The sequence below is a fragment of the Pseudomonas versuta genome (assembly GCF_001294575.1).
GTDB classification, from domain to species: domain Bacteria; phylum Pseudomonadota; class Gammaproteobacteria; order Pseudomonadales; family Pseudomonadaceae; genus Aquipseudomonas; species Aquipseudomonas versuta.
In genome coordinates this window covers 3372838-3399322 of sequence record NZ_CP012676.1, presented here as the reverse complement: position 1 = coordinate 3399322, position 26485 = coordinate 3372838, and the positions used below count along the sequence as shown (strand labels likewise).

At 58.4% G+C, this 26485-nt stretch carries 22 protein-coding genes; 11 read left to right on the top strand and 11 right to left on the bottom strand.

Annotated features, from left to right (window positions below; genetic code table 11):
* Nucleotides 1–59: 59 nt before the first annotated feature.
* The 4 genes from AOC04_RS15230 to AOC04_RS15215 all read right to left on the bottom strand — a co-directional run bounded on the left by AOC04_RS15230 (nucleotide 60) and on the right by AOC04_RS15215 (nucleotide 5182).
* Nucleotides 60–440, bottom strand: a complete 381-nt coding sequence (locus tag AOC04_RS15230) for a hypothetical protein (RefSeq protein WP_060694767.1) — start codon at nucleotides 438–440, stop codon at nucleotides 60–62.
* A gap of 80 nt (nucleotides 441–520) precedes the next feature.
* Nucleotides 521–1330, bottom strand: coding sequence for a putative RNA methyltransferase (locus AOC04_RS15225; protein ID WP_060694765.1), 810 nt, complete (start codon nucleotides 1328–1330; stop codon nucleotides 521–523).
* The gene (gene dapE, locus AOC04_RS15220; protein WP_060694763.1) at nucleotides 1330–2481 is read right to left on the bottom strand and encodes a succinyl-diaminopimelate desuccinylase; all 1152 of its coding nucleotides are present in this window, start codon (nucleotides 2479–2481) and stop codon (nucleotides 1330–1332) included. Before dapE ends, AOC04_RS15225 begins: the two co-directional genes overlap by 1 nt.
* A 109-nt stretch (nucleotides 2482–2590) precedes the next feature.
* Nucleotides 2591–5182, bottom strand: coding sequence for a glycosyltransferase (locus AOC04_RS15215; protein ID WP_060694761.1), 2592 nt, complete (start codon nucleotides 5180–5182; stop codon nucleotides 2591–2593).
* A 275-nt stretch (nucleotides 5183–5457) separates the two neighbouring features.
* Here AOC04_RS15215 and tcdA point away from each other — a divergent pair, with 275 nt between their 5' ends.
* Nucleotides 5458–6267: a tRNA cyclic N6-threonylcarbamoyladenosine(37) synthase TcdA gene (gene tcdA / locus AOC04_RS15210; protein ID WP_060696964.1), complete on the top strand. Its 810-nt coding sequence runs from the start codon at nucleotides 5458–5460 to the stop codon at nucleotides 6265–6267.
* 73 nt (nucleotides 6268–6340) lie between these two features.
* Here the strand turns inward: tcdA and AOC04_RS15205 are convergent, their stop codons facing one another.
* The 4 genes from AOC04_RS15205 to AOC04_RS15190 are packed head-to-tail and all read right to left on the bottom strand — an operon-like array spanning nucleotide 6341 to nucleotide 9395.
* Entirely contained in the window at nucleotides 6341–6745 is a 405-nt protein-coding gene (locus AOC04_RS15205) for a SufE family protein (RefSeq protein WP_060694759.1), read from the bottom strand.
* On the bottom strand, nucleotides 6742–7947 hold the full coding sequence (locus tag AOC04_RS15200; RefSeq protein ID WP_060694757.1) for an aminotransferase class V-fold PLP-dependent enzyme: 1206 nt from the start codon (nucleotides 7945–7947) through the stop codon (nucleotides 6742–6744). Before AOC04_RS15200 ends, AOC04_RS15205 begins: the two co-directional genes overlap by 4 nt.
* A 59-nt stretch (nucleotides 7948–8006) precedes the next feature.
* Nucleotides 8007–9041 (bottom strand): 2,3,4,5-tetrahydropyridine-2,6-dicarboxylate N-succinyltransferase, encoded by a 1035-nt coding sequence (gene dapD / locus AOC04_RS15195; protein WP_060694755.1) that lies wholly within the window; start codon nucleotides 9039–9041, stop codon nucleotides 8007–8009.
* A gap of 45 nt (nucleotides 9042–9086) precedes the next feature.
* The gene (locus AOC04_RS15190) at nucleotides 9087–9395 is read right to left on the bottom strand and encodes an arsenate reductase (protein WP_237178959.1); all 309 of its coding nucleotides are present in this window, start codon (nucleotides 9393–9395) and stop codon (nucleotides 9087–9089) included.
* A 283-nt stretch (nucleotides 9396–9678) separates the two neighbouring features.
* On the opposite strand from AOC04_RS15190, the gene AOC04_RS15185 reads away from it, so the two are divergent.
* The gene (locus tag AOC04_RS15185) at nucleotides 9679–11322 is read left to right on the top strand and encodes a Na+/H+ antiporter (protein WP_060696963.1); all 1644 of its coding nucleotides are present in this window, start codon (nucleotides 9679–9681) and stop codon (nucleotides 11320–11322) included.
* 85 nt (nucleotides 11323–11407) lie between these two features.
* On the opposite strand, the gene dapC is transcribed toward AOC04_RS15185, so the two are convergent.
* The 3 genes from dapC to map all read right to left on the bottom strand — a co-directional run bounded on the left by dapC (nucleotide 11408) and on the right by map (nucleotide 16184).
* On the bottom strand, nucleotides 11408–12607 hold the full coding sequence (gene dapC, locus AOC04_RS15180; RefSeq protein ID WP_060694752.1) for a succinyldiaminopimelate transaminase: 1200 nt from the start codon (nucleotides 12605–12607) through the stop codon (nucleotides 11408–11410).
* 26 nt (nucleotides 12608–12633) lie between these two features.
* The gene (locus AOC04_RS15175; protein ID WP_060694750.1) at nucleotides 12634–15336 is read right to left on the bottom strand and encodes a [protein-PII] uridylyltransferase; all 2703 of its coding nucleotides are present in this window, start codon (nucleotides 15334–15336) and stop codon (nucleotides 12634–12636) included.
* A 65-nt stretch (nucleotides 15337–15401) separates the two neighbouring features.
* On the bottom strand, nucleotides 15402–16184 hold the full coding sequence (gene map / locus AOC04_RS15170; RefSeq protein WP_003440417.1) for a type I methionyl aminopeptidase: 783 nt from the start codon (nucleotides 16182–16184) through the stop codon (nucleotides 15402–15404).
* 374 nt (nucleotides 16185–16558) lie between these two features.
* On the opposite strand from map, the gene rpsB reads away from it, so the two are divergent.
* The 9 genes from rpsB (at nucleotide 16559) to bamA (ending at nucleotide 26476) form a co-directional block, all read left to right on the top strand.
* Nucleotides 16559–17302: a 30S ribosomal protein S2 gene (gene rpsB, locus AOC04_RS15165; RefSeq protein ID WP_003440422.1), complete on the top strand. Its 744-nt coding sequence runs from the start codon at nucleotides 16559–16561 to the stop codon at nucleotides 17300–17302.
* Between the two features lie 206 nt (nucleotides 17303–17508).
* Entirely contained in the window at nucleotides 17509–18378 is an 870-nt protein-coding gene (gene tsf, locus AOC04_RS15160; RefSeq protein WP_060694748.1) for a translation elongation factor Ts, read from the top strand.
* A 206-nt stretch (nucleotides 18379–18584) separates the two neighbouring features.
* A complete protein-coding gene (gene pyrH, locus AOC04_RS15155; RefSeq protein ID WP_003440426.1) occupies nucleotides 18585–19328 on the top strand; it encodes a UMP kinase in 744 nt (247 codons plus the stop codon).
* A complete protein-coding gene (gene frr / locus AOC04_RS15150) occupies nucleotides 19325–19882 on the top strand; it encodes a ribosome recycling factor (protein WP_003440428.1) in 558 nt (185 codons plus the stop codon). Before pyrH ends, frr begins: the two co-directional genes overlap by 4 nt.
* Before the next feature lie 15 nt (nucleotides 19883–19897).
* Nucleotides 19898–20653 carry a polyprenyl diphosphate synthase gene (gene uppS, locus AOC04_RS15145; RefSeq protein WP_060694746.1) on the top strand — a complete coding sequence of 252 codons (756 nt, stop codon included), beginning with the start codon at nucleotides 19898–19900 and terminating at the stop codon, nucleotides 20651–20653.
* Nucleotides 20653–21459, top strand: coding sequence for a phosphatidate cytidylyltransferase (locus AOC04_RS15140; RefSeq protein WP_060694744.1), 807 nt, complete (start codon nucleotides 20653–20655; stop codon nucleotides 21457–21459). Before uppS ends, AOC04_RS15140 begins: the two co-directional genes overlap by 1 nt.
* Nucleotides 21456–22643, top strand: a complete 1188-nt coding sequence (gene ispC / locus AOC04_RS15135) for a 1-deoxy-D-xylulose-5-phosphate reductoisomerase (protein WP_060694742.1) — start codon at nucleotides 21456–21458, stop codon at nucleotides 22641–22643. The genes AOC04_RS15140 and ispC overlap by 4 nt, the downstream gene beginning before the upstream one ends.
* A gap of 44 nt (nucleotides 22644–22687) precedes the next feature.
* Nucleotides 22688–24040, top strand: coding sequence for a sigma E protease regulator RseP (gene rseP, locus AOC04_RS15130; protein WP_060694740.1), 1353 nt, complete (start codon nucleotides 22688–22690; stop codon nucleotides 24038–24040).
* Between the two features lie 75 nt (nucleotides 24041–24115).
* Nucleotides 24116–26476 carry an outer membrane protein assembly factor BamA gene (bamA, locus tag AOC04_RS15125; protein ID WP_060694738.1) on the top strand — a complete coding sequence of 787 codons (2361 nt, stop codon included), beginning with the start codon at nucleotides 24116–24118 and terminating at the stop codon, nucleotides 26474–26476.
* Nucleotides 26477–26485: the final 9 nt, after the last annotated feature.

Here is a 26485-nt window from a genome sequence, read left to right as displayed (position 1 = left end):
GGAGCCGGCTTGCCTGTGATGCAAGCCGGCTCCCACATGGATTCAGCGCTTTCGCTCTATCAGGCCCCGGTTTTCCAGGTGATTTCTTCCTGACCGTCTTCGCTGATACGAATCCAGCGATCAGCGTCAGCTTCACCCTGTTCTTCTTCCCACGTACCCGGTGCGCAACGCACTTCCACGTTCAGCGCTTTGAAAGCAGCCTGAGCGCAGGCAATGTCGTCGTCCCACGGGGTTTTATCGCTGTCCAGGAACAGGCTGTTCCATTTGCCGACGGCATTTGGCATCCAGGTCACAGGTATATCGCCGGCGGTGCATTTCCACACCTGGCCTTTCTTCACCCAGGGGGTGCAGGGGCCCAGGGCCTCGGAAAGCCATTTAACGACGTGTTCATGACCGGATTTAGCTTCTTTCAGGTAAATCTCAATATCGGGCTGGCGCATGGATGTCCTCACTGCGTATCTGAAAAATCCATTCGCGGATTAGTCGGGCCAGGGGCGTGTGCCCCTGGCCGTAAAGTGGGTTATTGAAGAACGAAGTAATCGTAGCGCATCGACACCGTGACCACTAAAGGCTCGGGGTGCTCGATGACCTGGGCCCGACGCTCGGCACTGGCACGCCAGCCATGGGGGGTCATGGCCAGCAAGTTGGCGCGGTCCCGGGGTTCACTCAAACTGAGCACGAACTCCAGGGTCTCACTGTGTTGCAACTGCATGCCTTCAGGTACCAGCGCCAGGTGTTTGTCGTCGGCATAGTCGCGTACTTCGTCGTACAGCCGCTCACGCAATTCCATCAGGTGCCCGCGGGTTGGTCCTACGCGCATCAAGCCGCCGCCCGGGCTGAGCAGGCGCCTGGCTTCGAGCCAGTCCAGCGGGCTGAACACGCTGGCCAGAAACTGGCAGCTGGCGTCCGCCAATGGCACCCGGGCCATGCTGGCGATCAACCAGATCAGTTGCGGGTTGCGTTTGCAGGCACGCTTGACGGCTTCGCGGGAGATGTCCAGCGCGTAGCCGTCGGCGTTGGGCAGGGCCTCGGCGATTTGCGCGGTGTAGTAACCCTCGCCGCAACCGATGTCGAGCCAGCGCTGTGGTGCCCGCTCGGCGGCCAGTTCGGCCAGACGTTTGGCCACAGGAGCGTAATGACCTGCGTTGAGAAAGTCGCGACGGGCTTCAACCATGGCCTGGTTGTCACCCGGGTCGCGGCTGTTTTTGTGCTGTACGGGCAGCAGGTTCAGGTAACCCTGGCGGGCGCGATCAAAACGATGGCCCGCCGGGCAGGCCACGCCATTGTCGACCGCGCTGAGCGGCTGCGAGCAGATAGGGCAGGCAAGCATCAGGCGAGCAACTTGATCAGGGTCTGGTAGTAGATTTCGGTCAGCACGTCGAGATCGCTGGCCAGAACCCGCTCGTTGACCTGGTGAATGGTCGCGTTGACCGGGCCCAGCTCAACCACTTGCGTACCCAGGGTCGCGATAAAGCGCCCGTCCGAGGTGCCGCCGCTGGTGGAGGCTTTGGTCTCGCGGCCGGTGACCTGCTTGATGCTTGACGACACTGCGTCCAGCAGCGCGCCCGGCTCGGTCAGGAACGGCAGGCCGGACAGGGCCCAATCGATGTGCCAGTCCAGGCCGTGCTTGTCGAGGATGTCAGCAACCCGCTGTTGCAGGCCTTCAACCGTGGACTCGGTGGAGAACCGGAAGTTGAACACCGCAACCAGGTCGCCGGGGATAACGTTGGTCGCGCCGGTGCCGGAGTTCAGGTTGGAGATCTGGAAGCTGGTCGGCGGGAAGAAGGCGTTGCCGTTATCCCAATGTTCGGCGGCCAGTTCGGTCAGTGCGGGAACGGCCAGGTGAATCGGGTTTTTGGCCAGATGCGGGTAGGCCACATGACCTTGCACCCCGCGAACGGTGAGCTTGGCGCCCAGCGAACCGCGACGGCCGTTTTTAACCACGTCGCCGACCAGGGTGGTGCTCGACGGTTCGCCGACGATGCACCAGTCCAGACGCTCATTACGCTCCCTGAAGCGCTCAATCACGGCTTTGGTGCCGTGATGGGCCGGGCCTTCTTCGTCACTGGTGATCAGGAATGCGACCGAACCCTTGTGGTCCGGGTAGTCGACGACGAAGCGTTCGGCGGCGACCAGCATGGCTGCCAGGCTGCCTTTCATATCAGCGGCGCCACGGCCGCAGAGCATCCCGTGTTCATCGATCAGCGCGTCGAACGGGTCGTTTTGCCAGGCGTGTACCGGGCCGGTGGGGACCACGTCGGTATGGCCGGCGAAGCACAGCACCGGGCCTTCGTGGTTACCGTGGGTGGCCCAGAAATTGTCTACGTCTTCGATGCGCATGGGTTCGAGCTTGAAGCCGGCATCGCCCAGGCGCTGCATCATCAGCTTCTGGCAATCGGCGTCGATCGGGGTCACGGAAGGGCGACGGATCAAATCGCAGGCAAGTTGCAGGGTCGGCGAAAGGTCGGCGTGGGCCGTCATGGTGTGAACTCCGAGGCTGGGCGCGTATAGAGGCGGGCAAGGCACAAAAGGGCGGATATCTTAAAGCAAAACGGCGACCAGAGGCCGCCGTTTAGTGGTTGCGGTGAATTTATGCCGCTGGTTGCTCTTCTGGCGCTTCAACCGGTTTTGGCAGAGAAGACAAGAAGGCCATGACCAGCGCCGCCAGATACGGCAGCGATTGCACCAGCAGCATGACCACCCAGAAGCGCATGTCGTTACTCGGCAGGCCCTGGACCAGGAAAATCCCCAGTGCAGCGCCCCAGAGCAGCAGCATGATGAACACCTCTTCACGGGCTTCCGAGATGGCGACCCAGAATCCGTGATTGTCGGCGTTTTTCGGGGTGCGGAAAAACGGAATGCTGGTGGTGAAAAATCCGTACAGCACCGCTTTGGCGATGGTATGGGACAGGGCCAGACCTGCCAGGGCCGCGGCAAACGCGTCCTTGAGGTTGACCCCCACGGCGCGGCGGTACAGGAAGATGATCTTGCCTACCTTGAACACAAACAGGGCCAATGGCGGGATGGCGAAAATCAGCAGCGGCGGGTCAACCCGCGTCGGCACAATGATCATCGCCGCTGACCACAGCAGGGCGCCCACGGTGAAGAAGATGTTCATGCCGTCGGCTACCCACGGCAACCAGCCCGCGAGGAAGTGATAACGCTGGCCACGGGTCAATTGCGTATCTTTGCCGCGCAACAGGCTGGAGGCGTGACGCTTGATAATCTGAATCGCACCGTAGGCCCAGCGGAAGCGCTGTTTCTTGAAGTCAATAAAGGTGTCGGGCATCAGCCCTTTGCCGTAGCTATTGTGGGAATAGGCAGCGGAATACCCTTTTTCGAACACGCGCAGACCCAATTCGGCATCTTCACAGATACACCAGTCTGCCCAGCCAAGCTCTTCGAGCACGGAACGCCGGGTCATGGTCATGGTGCCATGCTGAATGATCGCGTCGCGGTCATTGCGGGTGACCATGCCGATATGGAAAAAGCCCTTGTACTCCGAGTAGCAGAGTTTTTTGAAGGTGCTTTCGTTCTGGTCGCGGTAGTCCTGGGGCGATTGCACGATGGCGATTTTCGGATCGGCAAAGTGCGGCACCATGTGTTTGAGCCAGTTGCGATCAACACAGTAATCGGAGTCGATCACGGCAATCACTTCGGCATCCGGCGCGGTGTGCGGGATCAGGTAGTTCAGCGCGCCACCCTTGAAGCCGGCCAGCGGGGCAACGTGGAAGAACTTGAAGCGCGGGCCAAGCGTTGCACAGTAGTCGCGTACCGGCTCCCAGACCGCCGGGTCCTTGGTGTTGTTGTCGATAATCAACACTTCGAAGTCCGGGTAGTCCAGGTTCGCCAGCGCATCGAGGGTCTGCTTGACCATCTCCGGCGGCTCGTTGTAGCACGGCACGTGGATCGAAACTTTTGGCCGGTAGGCGTCTTCGTTTTCAACCGGCAGAAATTCGCGCCGCCGCTTGCGAATCCATACGGCCTCGGCCAGTTCATGGGCTTCGGTCAGCAGGACGATAAACACCCCGAATGCTCCTAACCCGAGCAGGATGCCCACGGTCAGACTGAACCAGGTGCTGTATTGCTGGCTGTAGTCGTAACCGATCCACACCAGCACCGACCCGCACAGAAACGCGGTAAAGGTCAGGAAGGTGCGGCCGCGCTGACGCAGGGCGGACCCGTCGATCAGCAACAACGCCAGCGACAGCAAGCCCATGACCACTGAACCAATTGCCAGTACCCGCCACTGCGGGATGGCGACGACCGGGCCTTCAAAGTTGAATTTTTGCTGGCGCGCAGCGTTGTACACGCCCCAGTACGCCCCTACCGAACCTTCATCGCTGGCTTTCCACGGTTGGTCGAAGGCTTCGATCACAAAGTAGTTGTAGCCGCGACGGTTCAGGGTATTTACCAATGTGCGCAGGTAAATGGCCTGGTCTGCCGGGGTGGCATCGGCGCCACCGCGCATGCGGCCGTTGCTCGGCCAGCCAACCTCCGAAAGCAGCAGCGGTTTTTTCGGGAACATTTTTTTCAGGTCGCGGGCACGGTCCAGTACGAATTGGCCGGCTTTGTCCACGGGGATGAATTCCCAGTACGGCAAAATGTGCGCAGCGATCAGGTCGACGTGCTTGGCCAGCTGCGGGTATTTCTCCCAGATGTGCCACTGCTCGGAGGTGGTGACCGGAACCTTGACGGCAGCCCGCACCCGGTCCAGCAACACGATCAAGTCTTCCGGGGTGATCTCTTCACGGAACAGGGCTTCGTTACCCACCACAACCCGCACTACGCTGCGCGAATTATTGGCCAGTTCGATGGCCTTCTGGATTTCGCGCTCATTGCGCTCAAGGTCCGGGCTGATCCAGATCCCGATGGTGACCCGCAAACCGAATTCTTCCGCCAGCTTGGGAATATCGCCCAGGGTGCCGTCAACCGAGTAAGTCCGGATGTTGTCGGTCAGCTTGCTCATGATCTCCAGATCGCGACGCATTTCATCGTCGGTCGGGTACTGGTCTTTCTGCGGGTACTGGCCTTGCTGGAACGGCGAGTACGAAAAACCGGAGATTTGCTCGGGCCAGTTGGGCGCAGAGACCGGGCGATTGATCAGCGCCCAAAAGCCGGTGAACAGAGCGGCGATGGCCAGCACCACCACCAGGTTGAGTCCAAATTTACGCGATGACATAACTTTTTCGGGTTCCAAAGGGAGTGGAACGAAGATCGTTCGGCAGAGACCAAGCGGCGCGCATCCTACACTGCGCTCTGACCTACCGTATAGCGCACGGAATCAGGTCCGGCGTTTGGCAGCGACTGCCTGTTTAAGTTCTTTCTTTAATACTTGTAGCTCTTATCTAGTTGTTCCAAAGGTTATTAAAGCAGGCTTGGTCGCATCGCCTCCAGGAAAGATACAAAACCACAGGTCATCCCCCTATAATGCGCGCCGGTTTTAGGGTGATGGTCATGAGTACAGAAGATCCGCGGTTTGCCGGCGTTGCCCGGTTATATGGCATAGAAGGCCTGGAGCGGCTGCGTGCGGCGCATGTGGCAATCGTCGGCGTGGGCGGCGTCGGGTCGTGGGCGGCAGAAGCCATTGCCCGCTGCGGTGTGGGCGAGATTTCGCTGTTTGACCTGGATGACGTTTGCGTCAGTAACAGCAATCGCCAGTTACATGCCTTGAGCTCAACCATAGGTCGGGACAAGGTCGAAGTGATGGCCGAGCGTCTGCGCCAGATCAATCCTGACTGCACGGTGCATGAGGTCGCGGACTTCGTGACCCGCGAAACCATGGCCGAGTACATCACCCCCAATATTGATTGCGTGATCGACTGTATCGACAGCGTGAATGCCAAGGCGGCACTGATTGCCTGGTGCAAGCGGCGCAAGATCCAGATCATCACCACCGGTGGTGCGGGCGGGCAGATTGACCCGACGCTGATTCAGGTGTGCGATTTGAACCGTACCTTTAATGATCCGCTGGCTTCAAAAGTGCGATCGACCTTGCGCCGCGATTATGGCTTCTCGCGCACCATGACCCGTCATTACAGCGTGCCGTGCGTGTTTTCGACCGAGCAACTGCGTTATCCAAAACCTGACGGCAGCATTTGCCTGCAGAAAAGCTTTGTCGGGGACGGGGTCAAGCTTGATTGTGCCGGGGGATTTGGCGCGGTGATGATGGTGACGGCCACTTTTGGCATGGTTGCAGCCACCAAGGCCGTGGACAAGATAGTGGCGGGTGTGCGGCGGCCTTCGGAGCGGGTGAAGCCTGCCTGATCGGCCCCGTTAATCGCGCCGATACCATCGCTGGCAATGCCCCTGTGGGAGCTGGCTTGCCAGCGATGGGGGTTTAGCCTGCCAGCTCGCGCATCCGCTGCAATACGGCATTCAGCCCATTGCTGCGCGACGGTGACAGCTGGCGGCTCAGGCCCAACTGATTGAACCAGGCGGGCAAATCCACCTGTTGCAGTTGCTCAGTGGACAAGCCATTGACCCGTGCCAGCAACAGTGCCACCAGGCCCCGGATCAATCGCGCATCGCTGCTGGCAGCAAATTGCCAGCGGCCGGCTTGAAGTGTACCGACCAGCCACACCTGGCTTTCGCAGCCATGCACGCGGCTGGTCTCGTTTTTGTCCGCTTCGTTCAGCTCTGGCAGGCGTTGCCCCCATTGCATCAGCAGGCGCGCGCGTTGTTCCCAGCTATTGCAGTGTTCAAAGCTGTCGAGGGCGGCCTGTGCGTCAGCGGGCAAGGTCATCGCAGCAACTCCAGCGCCTGATCGAGGGCATCGAAGAAGCGCTCGATATCTTGCGAATCGTTGTACAGCGCCAGCGACACGCGGATGGCACCGGCCAGCCCGAAGCTTTTAAGCAATGGCATGGCGCAGTGATGACCGGCCCGCACAGCGATCCCTTGCTCGGTCAGCAGGTGTGCAAGGTCGGCATTGTGCACGCCCTCAACCACAAAACTCACCAGCGCCAGTTGTGGCGAACCCAGCAGGCGAAGCCCTTGGCGTTGTTTCAATCCGTCGATCAGCAGGGTGTGCAATGCGCCTTCGTGGGCTGCAACGGCTGCTTGATCCAGGGTGGACAAATAGCTGAGGGTCGCGCCCAGACCGATCACGCCGGCAATGGGCGGGGTTCCGGCTTCAAAGCCCAGCGGGGCGGGGCGAAAGGTCGCGCTCTGGTAGTCAGCCTCCTGCACCATCTCGCCGCCGAACTGCCAGTGCTGCAAGCGGGCCAGCGCGCCATGGCGGCCAAACAGCACGCCCACACCGTCCGGGCCATAGAGTTTGTGGCTGGAAAACACATAGAAGTCGCAACCCAGCGCATTTACGTCATGCCGGCCGTGGACGATGCCCTGGGCACCGTCAACCACGGTCAGTGCATTTTGCGCTTTGGCCAGGGCCAGCAGCGCAGGCAGCGGCTGCCACACGCCGAGCACATTGGATAACTGGCTGACGGCCAGCAGGCGGGTGCGCGGGGTGATCAGGCGGGCGGCGGCTTCGAGGTCGATCACGCCGTCGGTATCCAGTGGCAGTACCACCAGACTCAGGCCTTTGCGCTGTGCCAGCTGTTGCCACGGCAGCAAGTTGGCGTGGTGTTCCAGGGCGCTGATGACGATCTCATCGCCCTGGCTGAATTGGTGTTCCAGCCCATAGGCCAGAAGGTTCAGCGCCGAGGTGGCGCCGTGGGTGAAAACAATTTGCCCGCAGTCGCTGGCGTTGAGCCATTGCGTCACTTTCTGGCGGGTGTTTTCAAACGCCTGGGTCGCATGGGCGCCCGGCAGATGTTGGGCCCGGTGCACATTGGCTGCGCCATTGGCGTAGTAATGCTGCAGTGCGTCGAGCAGGGCCTGGGGTTTTTGCGTGGTTGCAGCGTTGTCCAGATAGGTCTGGTCCTGACGTTGCATGGCGGCGATGGCAGGGAAGTCAGCGCGCCAGGGAGAAGGCAAAAGCATGGTGTTCAAGGCTCTGTTGACGAGGCCAGAGGCTGGCCCCGTCAGTGGCAGACAGACGCTTAGTTGTGAGCGTGCAGTGCTTCGTTCAACTCGATGGCCGACTTGTGGGTTTTGCATTCCACCGCGCCGGTTTCCGAGTTGCGGCGGAACAGCAGGTCTGGCTGGCCGGCCAGGTCACGGGCCTTGACCACTTTGACCAGCTGGTTGTTTTCGTCCAGCAGCGCAACTTTGGTGCCGGCGGTGACGTACAGCCCGGACTCAACAGTGTTGCGGTCGCCCAACGGGATACCGATACCGGCGTTGGCGCCGATCAGGCAGCCTTCGCCAACCTTGATCACGATGTTGCCGCCACCCGACAGGGTACCCATGGTGGAGCAGCCGCCGCCCAGGTCCGAGCCCTTGCCGACGAATACACCGGCCGAGACACGGCCTTCGATCATGCCAGGGCCTTCGGTGCCAGCGTTGAAGTTGACGAAACCTTCGTGCATCACGGTGGTGCCTTCACCAATGTAGGCCCCCAGGCGGATACGCGCGCTGTCAGCGATACGCACGCCGGCCGGGACCACGTAGTCGGTCATTTTCGGGAACTTGTCGACCGAGAACACTTCCAGCAAATCGCCGCGCAGACGGGCTTCGAGTTGTCGCTCGGCCAGCTCGCCCAGGTCGATGGCGCCCTGGCTGGTCCATGCCACGTTCGGCAGCAGCGGGAACACGCCAGCCAGGCTCAGGCCGTGGGGCTTGACCAGACGATGGGACAGCAGGTGCAGCTTGAGGTAGGCCTCGGGGGTGGACGTCAGTGCAGCATCTTCGGCCAGCAGGGTGGCGACCAGCGGCTTGTGGCTTTCTGCCAGACGGGTCAGCAGTGCCGCTTGGGCAGCGTCGATAGACTTGGCGATTTCTGCCATTTGTGCCGCTTGCGCGGTGGTGAAGGTGATCGCCTGGTTGCCGCCGGTGTAGCCCAGGATCGGGGCGATGGCAGCGACCAGTTCGGCCGAAGGGTTGAGCAACGGTTGGGCGTAAAACACTTCCAGCCATGCGCCTTGACGGTTTTGGGTGCCGACGCCGAAGGCCGCGCTGAACAGGGTAGTAGACATGCAAATACCTCTTACAAAAATAAATGGGCGGGCTTTAGCTCTGTTTTAAAGAAGGGCCGCCGCATAAAGATCTGGCTTGAAGCCAATCAGGGTTTTGTCACCGAGATCGAGCACCGGGCGCTTGATCATCGAGGGTTGGGCGAGCATCAGTTCAATGGCTTTGGCCTGGTCGAGATCGGCTTTGCGTTCGTCGTCGAGCTTGCGAAAGGTTGTACCGGCGCGATTGAGTACTACTTGCCAGCCGTGTTCGTTGCACCATTGGGTCAGGTGCTCGCGGTCAATACCGGCGGCTTTGTAATCATGGAAGTCGTAGCGCACTGCATGTTCATCCAGCCAGGTGCGAGCCTTTTTCATGGTGTCGCAGGCTTTGATGCCGAAAAGGTGCAACGTCTTGTTCGAATCGGTCACTGAATTGCCCCTCCTGTGGAGATGCCTGGAAATGAGCGGTCGCAGATTATGCCATGTGCAGCGCGCTTGGGCGCGGCCGGGTGCAAGCTTGGCATGTCTGTGTGACATGTCGTCGCATTGCGACTTTTGTTCAGCGGTCAGAGTTTGCCCTTAAAGGCTACTATGGTACGCAATGCAAATATTGTTGCCTGATATGTTTCAAGGCTTATTGTTCGGGAATCCTGCTGATATGCAAACTGCCTATACCGTCCTCATCTTGCTGATGCTGGTGGGTGTCTCGCGTTTATTGGGGCGTGTGATTCCACTGCCTTTACCTCTGGTGCAGATTGCTGCCGGTGCGGTGCTGGCGTGGCCAACCCTGGGGTTGCACGTGGCGCTGAACCCGGAGTTATTTCTGTTTCTGTTTTTGCCGCCGCTGTTGTTCTCGGACGGCTGGCGCATGCCCAAGCGTGAGTTCTGGCGCCTGCGGGGGCCCATTTTGACGCTGGCCGTCGGTTTGGTGCTGTTCACTGTGGTCGGTGCCGGTTACTTCATTCACTGGCTATTGCCGACCATTCCTTTGCCTGTCGCCTTTGCGCTGGCTGCGGTACTGTCGCCGACGGATGCGGTGGCCGTATCGGCGATTGCTCAAAACAGGCTGCCGGCACCCCTGATGCATATGTTGCAAGGCGAGGCGTTGATGAATGACGCGACCGGCCTGGTGACCTTCAAGTTCGCCCTGGCGGCAGCCATCACCGGGGTGTTTTCGCTGGCCAATGCCAGCGTGACTTTTTTGCTGGTGGCCTGCGGCGGCCTGGCGATCGGTGTGGCGTTGAGCTGGGTTGTAGGGCGTATGCGCTCGTGGATGATCACACGCGGCTGGGATGATCCGGCCACGCATGTGGTGTTCATGCTGCTGCTGCCGTTTGCCGCTTATGTACTGGCCGAGCGCCTGGGGGCTTCGGGTATTTTGTCGGCGGTAGCGGCGGGGATGATGCAGAGCTGGCTGGATTTGTTGCCGCGTCAAACCAGTACCCGGTTACTGAACCGCAGTGTGTGGTCGCTGCTGGAATTTGCCTTCAATGGCCTGATCTTCTTGCTGTTGGGCCTGCAGTTGCCGGACATCATCAAGGCCGTCGTGCGGCTGGAACCCACACTTTGGCCAACCTTGATGTATCGCTGCCTGGATGTGGTGGTGATCTTTATGGTCCTGGTGGCGCTGCGCTTTATCTGGGTGCAGAGCATCTGGCGCCTGTCTGTCCTCTTGCGTCGCTTGCGGGGCAAAGAGGAGCTGACCATGGTGCCGACCGCGCGCTCCTGCTGGTTGCTGACCGTGGGCGGGGTGCGTGGGGCGGTGACACTGGCGGGCGTGATGTCGGTGCCACTGCTGATCAGCGAAGGCTTGGATTTCCCGGAGCGCGAATTGTTGATCTTCATTGCCGCCGGGGTGATTTTGCTGTCATTGATCGTGGCCTGCATTTCCTTGCCCCTGTTGTTGCGCGGTATCCCCAAGAGTCCGGACGATGCCATGCGGGCTGAAGTACGAGAGGCGTGGCGGCGTACGGCGGAAGCGGCGATTCATGCGCTGGAGGTTGAAGAGGTGGTCGACCCCCAGAAGCAGGATGCGGCTCAGGCGGCTTTGGCTGCAGAGTTGAAGGCGCGGATCATGTCTGAATACCGGCATCAGCTCGAAGTATTCAATGACTCGGCGGAAGCCCAGGCGCTGGCGTCGCAGATGGACCAGCTGGAAAGCCGCTTGCGGCTCAAGGCACTCAGGGCGCAGCGTCTGGAGTTGTACAGCTTGCGTCGCCACCACGAAATCGGCGATGACGTGCTCAGTGAAGTCTTGCGCGATCTTGACTTGAGCGAGGCGAACCTGGGAACGGTGAAGTAGCCCGGCATATGTAGGAGCGAGCTTGTCTCGCGATCTTTTGATCTTGAAAGATCACGAGGCAAGCTCTCTCCTACAGGTTTGGGGGTTATTTGCGGCGCAGGATGAATTCGCGAATCCGCTCTGCGGCTTCTACGCACTCAGCCAGTGGGGCCACCAGCGCCATGCGCACACGGCCGGCACCGGGGTTGAAGCCGTCGACTTCGCGGGACAGGTACGAGCCCGGTACCACCGTGACGTGTTCCTCGGCGAACAGGTCGCGGCAGAACGCTGCATCATCGCCTTTAACCTTGGGCCACAGGTAGAAGCCGCCATCCGGGCGCTGTACGTCGAGTACCGGGCTCAGGATTTCCAGCACGGCATCGAATTTTTCGCGATACAGGTCGCGGTTGGTGCGCACGTGGGCTTCGTCATTCCAGGCCGCAATGCTGGCCAGCTGGGTTTGAACCGGCATGGCGCAGCCGTGGTAGGTGCGGTACAGCAAAAACGCCTTGAGAATCTCGGCATCCCCGGCCACGAAACCCGAACGCAGGCCCGGCAGGTTGGAGCGTTTGGACAGGCTGTGGAAGACCACGCAGCGCTTGAAGTCTTCGCGACCCAGATCCACGCAGGCACTGAGCAGGCCCACAGGCGGCGTTTGCTCGTCGAAGTACAGCTCGCTGTAGCACTCGTCCGCGGCGATCACGAAGTCATGTTTGTCGGCCAGGGCGATCAGCTTTTTCAGGGTGTCGAGCGGGATCAGTGCGCCTGTCGGGTTGCCCGGCGAGCACAGGAACAGGATCTGGCAGTTATCCCAGGTTTGGGCCGATACAGCGTCGAAGTCCGGGTTGAAGCCATGCTCTGCCAGGCACGGCAGGTAGTGCGGCTTGGCACCGGCAAGGAACGCTGCACCTTCGTAGATCTGGTAGAACGGGTTCGGGCTGATCACCAGCGCGTCGTCGCCACGGTTGACCACGGTCTGGGTGAAGGCAAACAGCGCTTCACGGGTACCGTTGACCGGCAGGATGTTGCGCGCTGGGTCGAGCCAGCCTGCTGGCACGTTGAAACGTCGCTCGGCCCAGCCGGCAATGGCTTCGCGCAGGGCAGGGATGCCCAGGGTAGTGGGGTAGACAGCCATCTGGTCCAGGTTGTCGGCCAGTGCCTTGGCCACAAAGTCCGGCGAGCGGTGTTTGGGTTCGCCAATCGACAACGCAATCGGGCGTTTGTCGGCGTTGGGCTGCACGCTGCCAAGCAGGGCGCGCAGTTTTTCGAACGGATAAGGCTGCAGCTGGTTTAGAGCGTTGTTCATTGGATGCGGGTCTCGCTCGGCGGCGCTTAAATGCTCAGGCGCCACGGTTCAGGGGTTGAGTCTTTGTTGACGGTCAGCTGTTCAACGATGGCTTCCTGCAAGCGCATGCACAGCTGCGGGTCGGACAGTGGCTGATTGTTTTCGTCAGTGATGAAAAATACGTCTTCGACGCGCTCGCCCAGGGTGGCAATCTTGGCGTTCTGCAGCGACAGGTCGAACTCCAGGAAGATCATCCCGATGCGGGCCAGCAGGCCCGGACGGTCGGGAGCGCTGAGTTCCAGTACGGTCACCGGGCGTTGCGCGTCGTTGTGAATTGTTACCTGGGGCGCGAATGCAAAGTGCTTGAGCTGGCGCGGTACCCGACGCTGGATGATGTTGGGGTAGTCGTCGGGGTTGCGCAGGGCTTCGGTCAGCCCTTTGCGAATTTTTTCGATGCGCGCCGGGTTGTTGCCGATCGTGTCGCCATCATTGTCGAGCACGATGTAGGTGTCGAGGGTGAACTGGCTGCTGGACGTGATGATGCGCGCGTCATGAATGTTCAGGTTGAGCTGGTCCATCGCCGCTACGGTTACGGCGAAGAAGTCATGCTGGTCGGGCGCATAGATGAATATCTGGGTGCCGCCTTCGAATTCGCGCTGGGTGGTTTCCTTGATCAGTACCAGCGGGCCGCCATCTGCCGGTTGTTGCAGGATGGCTTCAGTGTGCAGGGCCACATCCGCCGAGGTATGGCGCAGGAAGTAGTCGTCGCCCAGCTGTGACCAGAGTTGTTCCACGTCATCCTGGTCGTTGCCGTTGCGCACCAGTATGTCCAGTGCGGCGCTTTGGGTCTGGCGGATCTGCTCTTCGCGATCCACCGGATTTTCCAGGCCGCGGCGCAGGGCCCGCTTGGTTTCGGTGTAGAGCTGGCGCAACAGGCTGGCGCGCCATGAATTCCAGAGTGTCGGGTTGGTGGCGTTGATATCGGCCACGGTCAGCACATACAAGTAGTCGAGATGGGTCTCGTCGACCACGATCTGGGCAAAGTCATGGATGACCTGCGGGTCGGACAGGTCCTTGCGCTGGGCGGTAGTCGACATCACCAGGTGGTTTTGCACCAGCCACACAATCAGGCGTGTATCCCACTGCGGCAGCTGGTGGCGGATGCAGAACGCTTCGGCATCGACCGCGCCAATCTCGGAGTGGTCGCCATGCCGGCCTTTGCCAATGTCGTGATAGAGCCCGGCCAGGTAAATCAGCTCGGGCTTGGGCAGCTTGGCCATCAACTTGCTGGCCAGCGGGAATTTCTCTGACACCTGGGTGTACTGCAATTTACGCAGATGTTTGATCAGGTTCAGGGTGTGCGCATCGACGGTATAGATGTGGAACAGGTCGTGCTGCATTTGCCCGACGATAAAGCCGAATTCGGGGAGGTAGCGTCCGAGGATGCCGTAGCGGTTCATTCGGCGCAGGTTGCGATGAATGCCGATCTTGCACTTGAACAGCTCGATAAACAGGCTGGTGTTGCGGATGTCCTTGCGGAAATCGTCGTCGATCAGATAGCGATGTTCGCGCAGCAGACGAATGGTGTCGGCGCGCACGCCTTTGATCTCGGGGTGCTGGGCCATCAGCAGGAAGATTTCGAGCATGGCAAACGGCGTGCGTTTGAACACATGGTCGCTGGTGGCCTCGATGTAGCCGTCATGCAACTGGAAGCGCGAGTTCAGCGGGGTGGGCGGCGCAGCATCTTCGGGGGCCAGAATCACTTCTTCGAAGTGCTGGATGATCAGGTCGCTGAGCTGGGCGATGCTCATGACCACCCGGTAGTACTGCTGCATGAAGTTTTCGATGATTTGTTTGGTATCCGCGCCAGTAAAGCCGAGCAGTTCGGCGATGCTGCGCTGGTGATCAAACAAAAGGCGATCTTCAGAGCGCCCGGCCAGCATGTGCAGGGCATAGCGCACTTTCCACAGGAACTCTTGCGAGGAGGCCAGCAGGGCGTGCTCGCTTTCGACCAGAAAGCCTTCGCCTGCCAGGGCGCGCAGGTTGAGGGTTCCGTACTGGCGGCGGGCCACCCACAGAATGGTCTGGATGTCGCGCAGGCCCCCGGGCGAGCCCTTGACGTTGGGTTCCAGGTTGTATTCGGTATCGTTGTATTTGTGGTGGCGGGCTTTTTGCTCGGCCCGCTTGGCCAGAAAGAAGTCTTTGCTGGGCCACATGTGTTCGGTGCTGGTGACGTCGAGCATGCGCTGGCGCAAGCGCTCGGGGCCGGCCACTGTGCGGCTTTCCATCAGGTTGGTGATGATGGTCAGGTCGGCGCGGGCCTGCTCGGCGCACTCGTCCACTGAGCGCACGCTCTGGCCTACTTCGAGACCGATGTCCCAGAGCAGCGTCAGAAAGCGTTCGATGGAGTCGCGGAAAATTTCGTGATCGGCGTTGTCGAGCAGAATCAACAGGTCGATGTCGGAGTAGGGGTGCAGTTCGCCGCGGCCATAACCGCCGACGGCCACCAGGGCGATATCGGCCTGGTCGCTCCAGCTGAACTGTTCCCACGCCTGTTGCAGGATATTGTCGACGAACCAGGCGCGATCTTCGATCAGGCGTCGAATATCACGGCCATTGCGAAAGCGCTCGTCCAGGACCTCTCGTGCCTGGCGGATCGCCTTTTTGAAAGCGGCAATGGGGCTTGCCTTCAATGCCAGTTCGGCCTGGAACTGGCCGCGGTCAAAAAGTTCGGGATCCACCTGCGGCATCGATTGGCTTTCCTATCGCTGTATAGCTTTTATATAGGGAGAATCTATATAGATGTCTTGAGGTGTCAGGCCGAGACGCGAGGGATGGTGTCATCGCTGCGCAGGGTGAAGATCTCGTAGCCCGTCTCGGTCACCAGCAGGGTGTGTTCCCACTGTGCAGACAGCTTGCGGTCCTTGGTGATGGCGGTCCAGCCATCGCCCAGGACTTTGGTATCGGCTTTGCCCTGGTTGATCATCGGCTCGATGGTGAAGGTCATGCCTGCTTTCAGTTCCATACCGGTGCCAGCGCGACCGTAGTGCAGGATTTGCGGCTCTTCGTGGAACACCTTGCCAATGCCGTGGCCGCAGAATTCGCGTACGACCGAGAAGCCGTTCTTTTCAGCGTGCTTCTGGATGACTTCGCCGATGTCGCCCAGGCGGCAACCCGGCTTGACGATTTCGATGGCCTTGTACATGCATTCCTGGGTCACCTGCGACAGGCGCTCGGCCCAGACCGGCACTTTGCCGACGTGGAACATGCGGCTGGTGTCGCCGTGGTAGCCGTCCTTGATCACAGTGACGTCGATATTCAGGGTGTCGCCGTCTTTCAGGACCTTGTCGCCCGGGATGCCATGGCACACCACGTGGTTGATCGAGGTGCAGATGGACTTCGGGAAGCCTTTGTAGTTGAGCGGCGCGGGGATGGCCTGCTGCACATTGACGATGTAGTCATGGCAGATGCGGTCCAGCTCTTCGGTGGTAACGCCGGGCTTGACGTGTTCGGCGATCATTTCCAGGACTTCGGCGGCCAGTTTGCCGGCGATACGCATTTTTGCGATGTCCTCGGGAGTTTTGAGGGTGACGGTCATTCGGGCTCTCTTCGCGCGTTGGCGCTCATCATCAGGATTTCGGGGGGGGCTGTGGTGCTGCACACCGCCATAAAAATGCGATTCTAACAGACGGTCGGCGATAATCATGAGCCTCTCGCCATCGCTTCTCTTAATAGAATGGGGCATTCTGGCTCTATTGCGGACCCTGTGCAAAAAGGGCGAGGAAGAAAGTCTGAATCCGTGTTTCGTTTTTTGCGCATCTTGTGGTATAAAATGCGCCGCTTTCCGGGTATAGCCCGCTAAGCACAAACCCACACACGTATCGACACGATGACCTGGGTGCCTTCAGCTCGAAGCTGCTGGTTGGTCGTTGGGATACGTGGAGGCCTAACCCGACTTATTAAGGAACTACCATGTCCCAAGTCAACATGCGCGATATGCTGAAGGCCGGTGTGCACTTCGGTCACCAAACCCGTTACTGGAACCCGAAGATGGGTAAGTACATCTTTGGCGCGCGTAACAAGATCCACATCATCAACCTTGAAAAAACCCTGCCAATGTTCAACGAAGCTCTGACTTTCGTAGAGCGTCTGGCCCAGGGCAAAAACAAGATTCTGTTCGTCGGCACCAAGCGTTCCGCTGGCAAGATCGTTGCTGAAGAAGCAACCCGTTGCGGTTCGCCGTACGTCGATCACCGCTGGTTGGGCGGCATGCTCACCAACTTCAAAACCATCCGTGCTTCCATCAAGCGTCTGCGTGACCTTGAAATCCAGGCAGAAGACGGTACTTTCGCCAAGCTGACCAAGAAAGAGGCGCTGATGCGCACTCGCGATCTGGAAAAGCTGGATCGTAGCCTGGGTGGTATCAAGGACATGGGCGGTCTGCCTGACGCACTGTTCGTTATCGACGTTGACCACGAGCGTATCGCGATCACCGAAGCTAACAAGTTGGGTATCCCGGTTATCGGCGTTGTCGATACCAACAGCAGCCCAGAAGGTGTTGACTACATCATCCCGGGTAACGATGACGCAATCCGCGCTATCCAGCTGTACATGGGTGCGATGGCTGATGCTGTGATCAAAGGCCGTAACCACGTTGCTGGCGGCACCGACGTTTTCGTCGAAGAAGCTCCGGCTGCAGCGGTAGTTGAAGGCTGAGTAATTAACGCCTAGCGTTTACTCAGTACGCAAAAAGGGGGCTTGGCCCCCTTTTTGCCACCTCGAAATCCATTTGTTGGAAGTTGCCCTGCCGTTGCTGTTTCAGATTGTGGCTGACAGGGTTGCATCGAGGCCTGCTTCACACGAATTGAACGCCCGTTCGGTCGGGTGGAATGGTTGAAAACCTATCCAAGAGGAATTTTGAAATGGCAGAGATTACTGCAGCGTTGGTTAAAGAACTGCGTGAGCGTACCGGCGAAGGCATGATGGATTGCAAGAAAGCCTTGACCAAGGCTGGCGGCGACATCGAAAAAGCCATTGATGACATGCGTGCTTCGGGCGCCATCAAGGCTGCCAAAAAAGCAGGCAACGTTGCTGCTGAAGGCGCTATCGCAGTTAAAGTTGCTGAAGATGGCAAATCTGCCGTTATTCTTGAAGTTAACTCGCAAACCGACTTCCTGGCTCTGCAAGACGACTTCAAAAAATTCGTTGCTGACAGCGTAGAAAAAGCTTTCGCTGACAAGCTGACCGACGCAGCTCCGCTGATCGCTTCGCAAGAAGCTGATCGTCTGGTTCTGGTTGGTAAAGTAGGCGAGAACGTAAACATCCGTCGCCTGGCCCGCATCGAAGGTGACGTTGTTGATGCTTACCTGCACGGCAACAAAATCGGTGTTGTGGTTGCACTCAAAGGCGGCAACGCCGAGCTGGCACGTGACATCGCCATGCACGTAGCTGCAAGCAACCCTGAGTTCCTGCTGCCGTCGCAAGTTTCCGCTGACGCTATCGAACGCGAAAAAGCCGTGTTCATGAGCCTCAACGAAGACAAGATCAAAGGCAAGCCAGCAGAAATCGTTGAAAAAATGGTTGCCGGTCGTATCAGCAAGTTCCTGGCTGAAGCCAGCCTGGTTGAACAAGCTTTCGTTAAGAACCCGGAAATCAAGGTCGGCGAACTGGCCAAGAAAGCCGGCGCTGAAATCGTTTCCTTCACCTACTTCAAAGTAGGCGACGGCATCGAGAAGCCAGTTGATGACTTCGCTGCTGAAGTTGCTGCACAAGTGGCTGCAAGCAAGCAATAAGACGGTTCTAAACTGTCGACCCGAAGAGGCTGCCCGCTCACGCGCGCAGCCTCTTTTCAAATGGGTAGGTATTTTCCCTTCCCGGCGGAACCGGTTTACAAATTAGTGTTCCGATGGTGCTGCTGTGCAGTGCCAAGCTAGAGTAAGCGCGGGCTGTAAACAGCCTCGCACAGATTTTTTATAAAACGCGGCAGGAGAGATTCGCAATGGCTCAGCAGGGCAGTGGTTATCAAGCTCGCTATAAACGCATTCTACTCAAGCTAAGCGGCGAAGCCCTGATGGGCTCTGAAGAGTTCGGGATCGACCCCAAGGTACTCGACCGCATGGCACTGGAAGTCGGCCAACTGGTCGGTATCGGTGTTCAGGTAGGGTTGGTGATTGGTGGTGGCAACCTGTTCCGTGGCGCTGCGCTGAGTGCTGCAGGTATGGATCGGGTTACAGGCGACCATATGGGCATGCTGGCAACCGTGATGAACGCCCTGGCCATGCGCGACGCGCTGGAACGTGCGAATATCTCCGCCATCGTAATGTCGGCCATTTCCATGGTGGGCGTGACTGATCATTACGATCGTCGCAAGGCCATGCGCCACCTGAACGCCAAGGACGTGGTGATTTTTGCAGCAGGTACCGGTAACCCGTTCTTTACGACGGATTCGGCTGCTTGCTTGCGTGCCATTGAAATTGACGCTGATGTGGTGCTCAAGGCAACCAAGGTTGACGGCGTGTATACCGCAGATCCATTCAAAGACCCGCATGCCGAGAAGTTCGATCATCTGACTTATGATGAAGTGCTGGATCGCAAGCTGGGTGTAATGGACCTGACGGCTATCTGCCTGTGCCGCGACCACAAAATGCCATTGCGTGTATTTAACATGAACAAGCCCGGCGCCCTGCTTAATATTGTCCACGGCGGCGCTGAAGGCACTCTGATCGAGGAAGGTCAACAATGATCAACGAAATCAAAAAAGACGCTCAAACGCGCATGCAGAAATCGCTGGAGTCTCTGTCCCACGCATTTGGCCAGATTCGTACCGGCAAGGCGCACCCGAGCATCCTGGGCAGCGTGATGGTGCCTTACTACGGTTCGGATACTCCGATCAGCCAGGTAGCGAACATCACCGTTAAAGACTCCCGTACCCTGCAAGTTGTCGCGTTCGAGCGCAATATGCTTGGCGCGGTAGACAAGGCAATCCAGAGCGCGGGTCTGAACCTCAATCCGACCAACCTGGGCGAATTGCTGCTGATCTCCATGCCTGCCCTGACTGAAGAAACCCGCAAGGTGTTCGCCAAGCAGGCGCGTGACGCGGCTGAAGATGCCCGCATCGCCGTGCGTAACATTCGTCGCGATGCCCTGAGCCAGTTGAAAGATCTGGTCAAGGAAAAGGAAATCAGCGAAGACGAAGAGCGTCGTGCCGCTGATGATATTCAGAAGCTGACCGACAAGGCAGTAGCTGATATCGAAACCGCCACCAAGCAGAAAGAAGCGGACCTGATGGCCGTATAAGGGTCTGGGCGTTTTATGGAAAAGACCAAGCAGGCTGAACCTTCATCGGTGCCGCGACACGTCGCGATCATCATGGATGGTAATAATCGCTGGGCGAAAAAACGCTTTTTGCCGGGTGTTGCCGGGCATAAAGCGGGAGTGGACGCAGTTCGTGCAGTGATTGAAGTATGTGCCAAGGCCAAGGTCGAGGTGCTTACGCTGTTCGCGTTTTCTAGTGAAAACTGGCAGCGCCCGGCAGCTGAAGTCAGTGCCTTGATGGATTTGTTCTTCAGGGCACTGCGTCGTGAGGCCAAGCGCCTCAATGAAAACAACATCAGTCTGCGGATCATTGGCGACCGCTCACGCTTTCATCCCGATCTACAGAAGGCGATGCGTGAAGCGGAAGAAATGACCGTGGGCTCCGATCGCTTTGTGCTGCAGATTGCTGCCAACTATGGTGGTCAGTGGGACATCGCACAGGCTGCGCAGCAACTGGCTCGTCAGGTTCAGGCGGGGCAATTGCAGCCAGAAGAGATCACTCCGGCCTTGTTGCAAACCTGCCTGGTAACGGGTGATTTGCCTTTGCCGGATCTGTGTATCCGCACCGGTGGCGAGCATCGCATCAGCAATTTTTTGCTGTGGCAGCTGGCCTATTCCGAGTTGTACTTCTCCGACCTGTTCTGGCCGGACTTCAAACACGAAGCCATGCGTCATGCATTGGCTGATTTCGCTTCTCGCCAGCGACGTTTCGGTAAAACGAGCGAGCAGGTTGAGGCTGGAGCCCGGGTTTAATGCTTAAACAACGAATCATTACTGCTCTTATCTTGCTGCCAATTGCCTTGTGCGGTTTTTTCCTGCTTGAGGGGGCCGGCTTCGCGCTGTTCATTGGCCTGGTTGTAACCCTCGGGGCCTGGGAATGGGCGCGTTTGGCGGGCTTTGAAGCCCAGCCGGCGCGAGTGGCCTTTGCCTTGGTCGTGGCCCTGCTGCTGTTTGGCCTGCATCTATTCCCTGATCTGGCACCGTGGGTGCTGGGTGCTTCGGTCTTGTGGTGGGCGGTGGCAACTTATCTGGTACTGACCTTTCCGCAATCGTCGGTGCATTGGTCAACAACGGCGACCAAGCTGGTAATCGGTCTGTTGATCCTGCTGCCGGCCTGGCAGGGTCTGGTGCTGATCAAAGCAATGGCGCTGGGTAACTGGCTGATCATGGCAGTGATGGTTCTGGTGTGGGGCGCGGATATCGGTGCTTACTTCTCGGGTCGTAAATTCGGCAAGCGCAAGCTCGCACCCAAAGTCAGCCCGGGCAAAAGCTGGGAAGGTGTGTTTGGCGGCTTGTTGCTGAGCTTGTTGATCACTGCTGTGGTCGGTGTGGTGCGCGGCTGGAGTGCGTCCGAGATGTTTGCCGCGCTGGTCGGTGCAGCCGTGATCGTATTGATTTCGGTGGTGGGTGACCTCACGGAAAGCATGTTCAAGCGCCAGTCCGGGATCAAGGACAGCAGTAACCTGCTGCCTGGTCATGGCGGTGTTCTGGATCGCATTGACAGTCTGACTGCGGCGATCCCTGTATTTGCTGTATTGCTGTGGATGGCGGCGTCATGAGTCGTCCACAACAGATTACTGTTCTGGGGGCTACGGGTTCCATTGGCCTGAGTACTCTGGATGTTGTTGCCCGTCACCCTGATCGCTATCAGGTGTTCGGGCTGAGCGGTTACAGCCGTCTCGCCGAACTGCTGGCGTTGTGTGTCGTGCACAGGCCGAAGGTGGCAGTGGTGCCGGATGAACGTGCAGCCAGCCAGTTGCTGGCTGGCTTGCGTTCTGCAGGGCTCGATACCGAAGTGTTGGTGGGTGAGGAGGGCTTGTGCCTGATCGCATCGGCGCCTGAGGTTGACTCGGTCATGGCCGCGATTGTCGGTGCCGCGGGCCTGCGCCCGACCCTGGCGGCCGTGAATGCGGGCAAGAAAATCCTGTTGGCGAATAAAGAAGCGCTGGTGATGACGGGCGACCTGTTTATGCAGGCTGTGCGTCGCAGTGGTTCGGTGTTGTTGCCCATAGATAGCGAGCATAACGCCATTTTCCAATGCTTGCCGCAGGATTTTGCGCGTGGCCTGGGTGCCGTTGGTGTTCGTCGGATTCTGTTGACCGCGTCTGGCGGGCCTTTCCGTCAAACGCCGCTGGCAGACCTGGAGCACGTTACCCCGGATCAGGCTTGCGCTCATCCCAACTGGTCGATGGGGCGCAAGATTTCCGTAGACTCGGCCAGCATGATGAACAAGGGGCTGGAGTTGATTGAGGCCTGCTGGCTGTTTGATGCCAGGCCGGATCAGGTTGAGGTGGTCATCCATCCGCAGAGCGTGATCCACTCACTGGTTGATTATGTGGATGGTTCGGTGCTCGCTCAGCTGGGTAACCCGGATATGCGCACCCCGATCTCAAATGCTTTGGCCTGGCCGGAGCGTATTGATTCGGGTGTCGCACCGCTGGATCTGTTTGCGGTTGCGCGTCTTGACTTTCAACGCCCGGATGAGCAGCGTTTCCCTTGCTTGCGTCTGGCCCGTGAAGCAGCCATGGCGGGCAACAGTGCCCCAGCCATGCTGAACGCGGCAAACGAAATAGCGGTTGCGGCCTTTCTTGATGGCCGAATCCGTTACCCGCAGATCGCCCGTATCATTGAAGATGTTTTGAACAGTGAGCCGGTGGTTGCCGTAAGCGAGCTGGAAGCAGTCTTTGACGCTGACACCAAGGCGCGGATGCGGGCAGAACAGTGGTTGAAACGTAACGGCTGACAAGTGGTGCTTGCCGGAACCGGACAGGATCGCGGAGAAACGAGATGAGTGCGCTTTATATGATTGTTGGCACCCTGGTGGCATTGGGTGTGCTGGTCACTTTTCATGAATTCGGTCACTTTTGGGTGGCGCGCCGTTGCGGCGTCAAAGTTCTGCGCTTCTCCGTGGGGTTTGGTACGCCTTTGCTGCGCTGGCATGATCGTCAGGGCACCGAATTTGTCATCGCAGCCATTCCTCTGGGTGGCTACGTAAAAATGCTCGACGAGCGCGAGGCCGAGGTTCCGGTCGATCAGCTGGATCAATCCTTCAATCGCAAGACCGTTGGTCAGCGCATAGCCATTGTTGCTGCCGGGCCAATTGCCAACTTCTTGCTGGCGATGGCGTTTTTCTGGGTGCTGGCAATGATGGGCAGCCAGCAGGTGCGTCCTGTCATTGGTGCCGTAGAAAGCGCCAGCCTGGCAGCCCGGGCAGGTTTGGTGGCTGGCCAGGAAATCGTTTCCATAGATGGTGAGCCAACAGTCGGCTGGTCGAACGTAAATCTGCAACTGGTCCGTCGCCTGGGTGAAAGTGGTTCCATTCAGATCGCGGTGCGCGGCCCGGGCTCGGACGTAGAGACCTCGCATCAGTTGATCCTGCATGACTGGCTCAAGGCCTCTGACGAGCCGGACCCGATCAAGTCACTGGGTATTCGCCCATGGCGCCCCGAGTTGCCAGCGGTTCTGGCAGAGCTTGACCCGAAAGGCCCGGCACAGGCTGCCGGACTTAAAACCGGTGACAAGCTATTGGCGATTAACGATCAGGCCATCAACGACTGGCAGCAAGTGGTGGATTGGGTTCGTGTCCGGCCAGATGCCCGTGTTGTGGTGCATGTCGAGCGCGACGGGGTTGCGCTTGATGTTCCAGTTACCCTGGCAGCTCGCGGTGAGGGCAAGGCTGCAACAGGTTATCTGGGGGCCGGGGTCAAAGGTGTCGATTTGCCACCGGAGATGATTCGCGAGGTCAGCTACGGCCCGCTCGCCGCAATCGGGGAGAGTGCAAAGCGCACGTGGACCATGAGTGTATTGACCCTCGACTCACTGAAGAAAATGTTGTTCGGTGAGCTCTCGGTAAAAAACTTGAGTGGACCGATAACCATTGCTAAAGTGGCGGGCGCTTCTGCCCAGTCGGGTGTCGCGGATTTCCTGAATTTCCTGGCTTATCTGAGTATTAGCCTTGGGGTTCTGAACTTGTTGCCCATCCCTGTACTGGATGGGGGGCATTTATTGTTTTATCTGATTGAGTGGGCGCGTGGTCGTCCCTTGTCGGATCGGGTGCAGGGTTGGGGGATGCAGATCGGTATCAGTTTGGTGGTCGGGGTGATGTTGTTAGCCTTGGTCAACGATCTGGGACGTCTGTAAACACTTCGCTGAATTGCGAATCTGCCGCATTTTGCGGCAGTTTGTTTATTGCCAGTTGGAATAAGAAAGGACTTCATGAAACGTCTGCTGCTAACTGCGGTTCTCGCCGTACTGATGATCGCCGAAGTTCACGCCGAGTCCTTCACTATCTCTGATATCCGTGTCAACGGGCTGCAGCGGGTTTCCGCCGGTAGTGTGTTTGGCGCGTTGCCTCTGAACGTGGGTGAAGTAGCGGATGACCGCCGTTTGGTGGAATCCACTCGTGCGTTGTTCAAAACCGGGTTCTTTCAGGATATCCAACTGGGTCGTGATGGCAATGTGCTTGTCATCACGGTTGTCGAACGTCCTTCCGTCTCCAGCATCACGATCGACGGTAACAAGGCGATCTCCACTGATGACCTGATGAAGGGACTCAAACAGTCGGGGCTGGCCGAAGGTGAAATCTTCCAGCGTGCAACCCTTGAAGGTGTACGCAACGAGCTTCAACGCCAATATGTTGCCCAAGGCCGCTACTCGGCGACGGTAGACACCGAAGTGGTGCCTGAGCCGCGTAACCGGGTTGCCCTGAAGGTCAACATCAATGAAGGCACGGTTGCTGCTATCCAGCACATCAACGTGGTGGGCAACACCGTCTTTCCGGAAGAAGATCTTGTTGATCTCTTCGAACTGAAAACCACCAACTGGCTGTCGTTCTTCAAGAATGACGACAAGTATGCGCGTGAAAAACTGTCGGGTGACCTTGAGCGTCTGCGCTCTTATTACCTCGATCGTGGCTATATCAATATGGATATCGCTTCGACCCAGGTATCGATCACCCCTGACAAAAAGAACGTCTACATCACCGTCAACGTGAATGAAGGCGAAAAATACAACGTCGGCGAAGTGAAACTGAGCGGTGACCTCAAGGTTCCTGAAGATCAGATCAAGTCGCTGTTGCTGGTCCAGCCGGGTCAGGTGTTCTCGCGCAAGCTGATGACCACTACCTCCGAGCTGATTACGCGTCGTCTGGGTAACGAGGGCTACACCTTCGCAAACGTAAACGGTGTGCCTCAGCCAAATCCTGAAGACCACACTGTGGCCATCACGTTTGTGGTTGATCCGGGCAAGCGTGCTTACGTGAACCGCATCAATTACCGCGGCAACACCAAGTCTGAAGACGTGGTTCTGCGTCGCGAAATGCGTCAGATGGAAGGTGGCTGGGCGTCGACTTACCTGATTGACCAGTCCAAGGTCCGCCTTGAGCGCCTGGGCTTCTTCAAGGAAGTGAACGTTGAAACTCCGGCAGTGCCAGGCACTGACGACCAGGTTGACGTGAACTACGCCGTAGAAGAGCAGGCTTCGGGTTCGATCACCGCCAGCGTCGGTTTTGCCCAGAGCGCAGGTTTGATTCTGGGTGGCTCGATCACGCAGAACAACTTCCTGGGTACGGGTAACAAGGTCAGCATTGGCCTGACCCGCAGCGAATACCAGAGCCGCTACAACTTCAGCTACGTTGACCCGTACTGGACTGCGGACGGTGTAAGCCTGGGCTACAACGTTTTCTATCGCACCACTGACTACAAAGAGCTGGACGTTGACGTAGCCAACTACTCCGTGGACAGCCTGGGTGCAGGCGTCAGCATGGGCTATCCGATCAGCGATACATCGCGTCTGACCTACGGTCTGACCGTGCAGCAGGATGAAATCAGTACAGGTCAGTACACCGTTGACGAGATCTTTGACTTCGTAAACCGTGAAGGCGACAAGTACCTCAACTTCAAGGCGTCCGTAGGCTGGTCCGAGTCGACTCTGAACAAGGGTGTACTGCCTACACGCGGCAGCTCGCAGAGCCTGGTGTTTGAGACGACCATTCCTGGCAGCGACCTGCAGTTCTACAAACTGGACTATCGCGCCCAGTTGTTCCAGCCGTTGACCGACACCTACACCATGCGTCTGCACACAGAGCTGGGCTATGGCGACGGTTACGGTTCGACCGAAGGTCTGCCGTTCTACGAGAACTATTACGCCGGTGGTTTCAACTCGGTACGTGGCTTCAAGGACAGCGCCTTGGGTCCTCGCAGTACCCCAAGCCGTGGTTTTGATAAGACCGGTAACGTGGGCACTATCGCTGACCCGGATCAGGATCCGCTACCATTCGGTGGTAACGTGCTGATCCAGGGTGGCGTCGAAGTTCTGTTCCCTATGCCGTTCGTCAAAGATCAGCGTTCCCTGCGGACCTCCGTGTTCTGGGATGTGGGTAACGTGTTCGACACCAACTGCAAGGGCGAGACCAAGGATTGCGATATCGGCTTTAGCAATTTGGCCAGCTCTGTCGGTGTCGGTGTGACCTGGGTGACTGCACTGGGCCCGCTAAGCTTCAGCTTGGCGATGCCGGTCAAGAAACCGGATAACGCCGATACTCAGGTTTTCCAGTTCTCCCTCGGCCAGACTTTCTAAAAGCCTGAC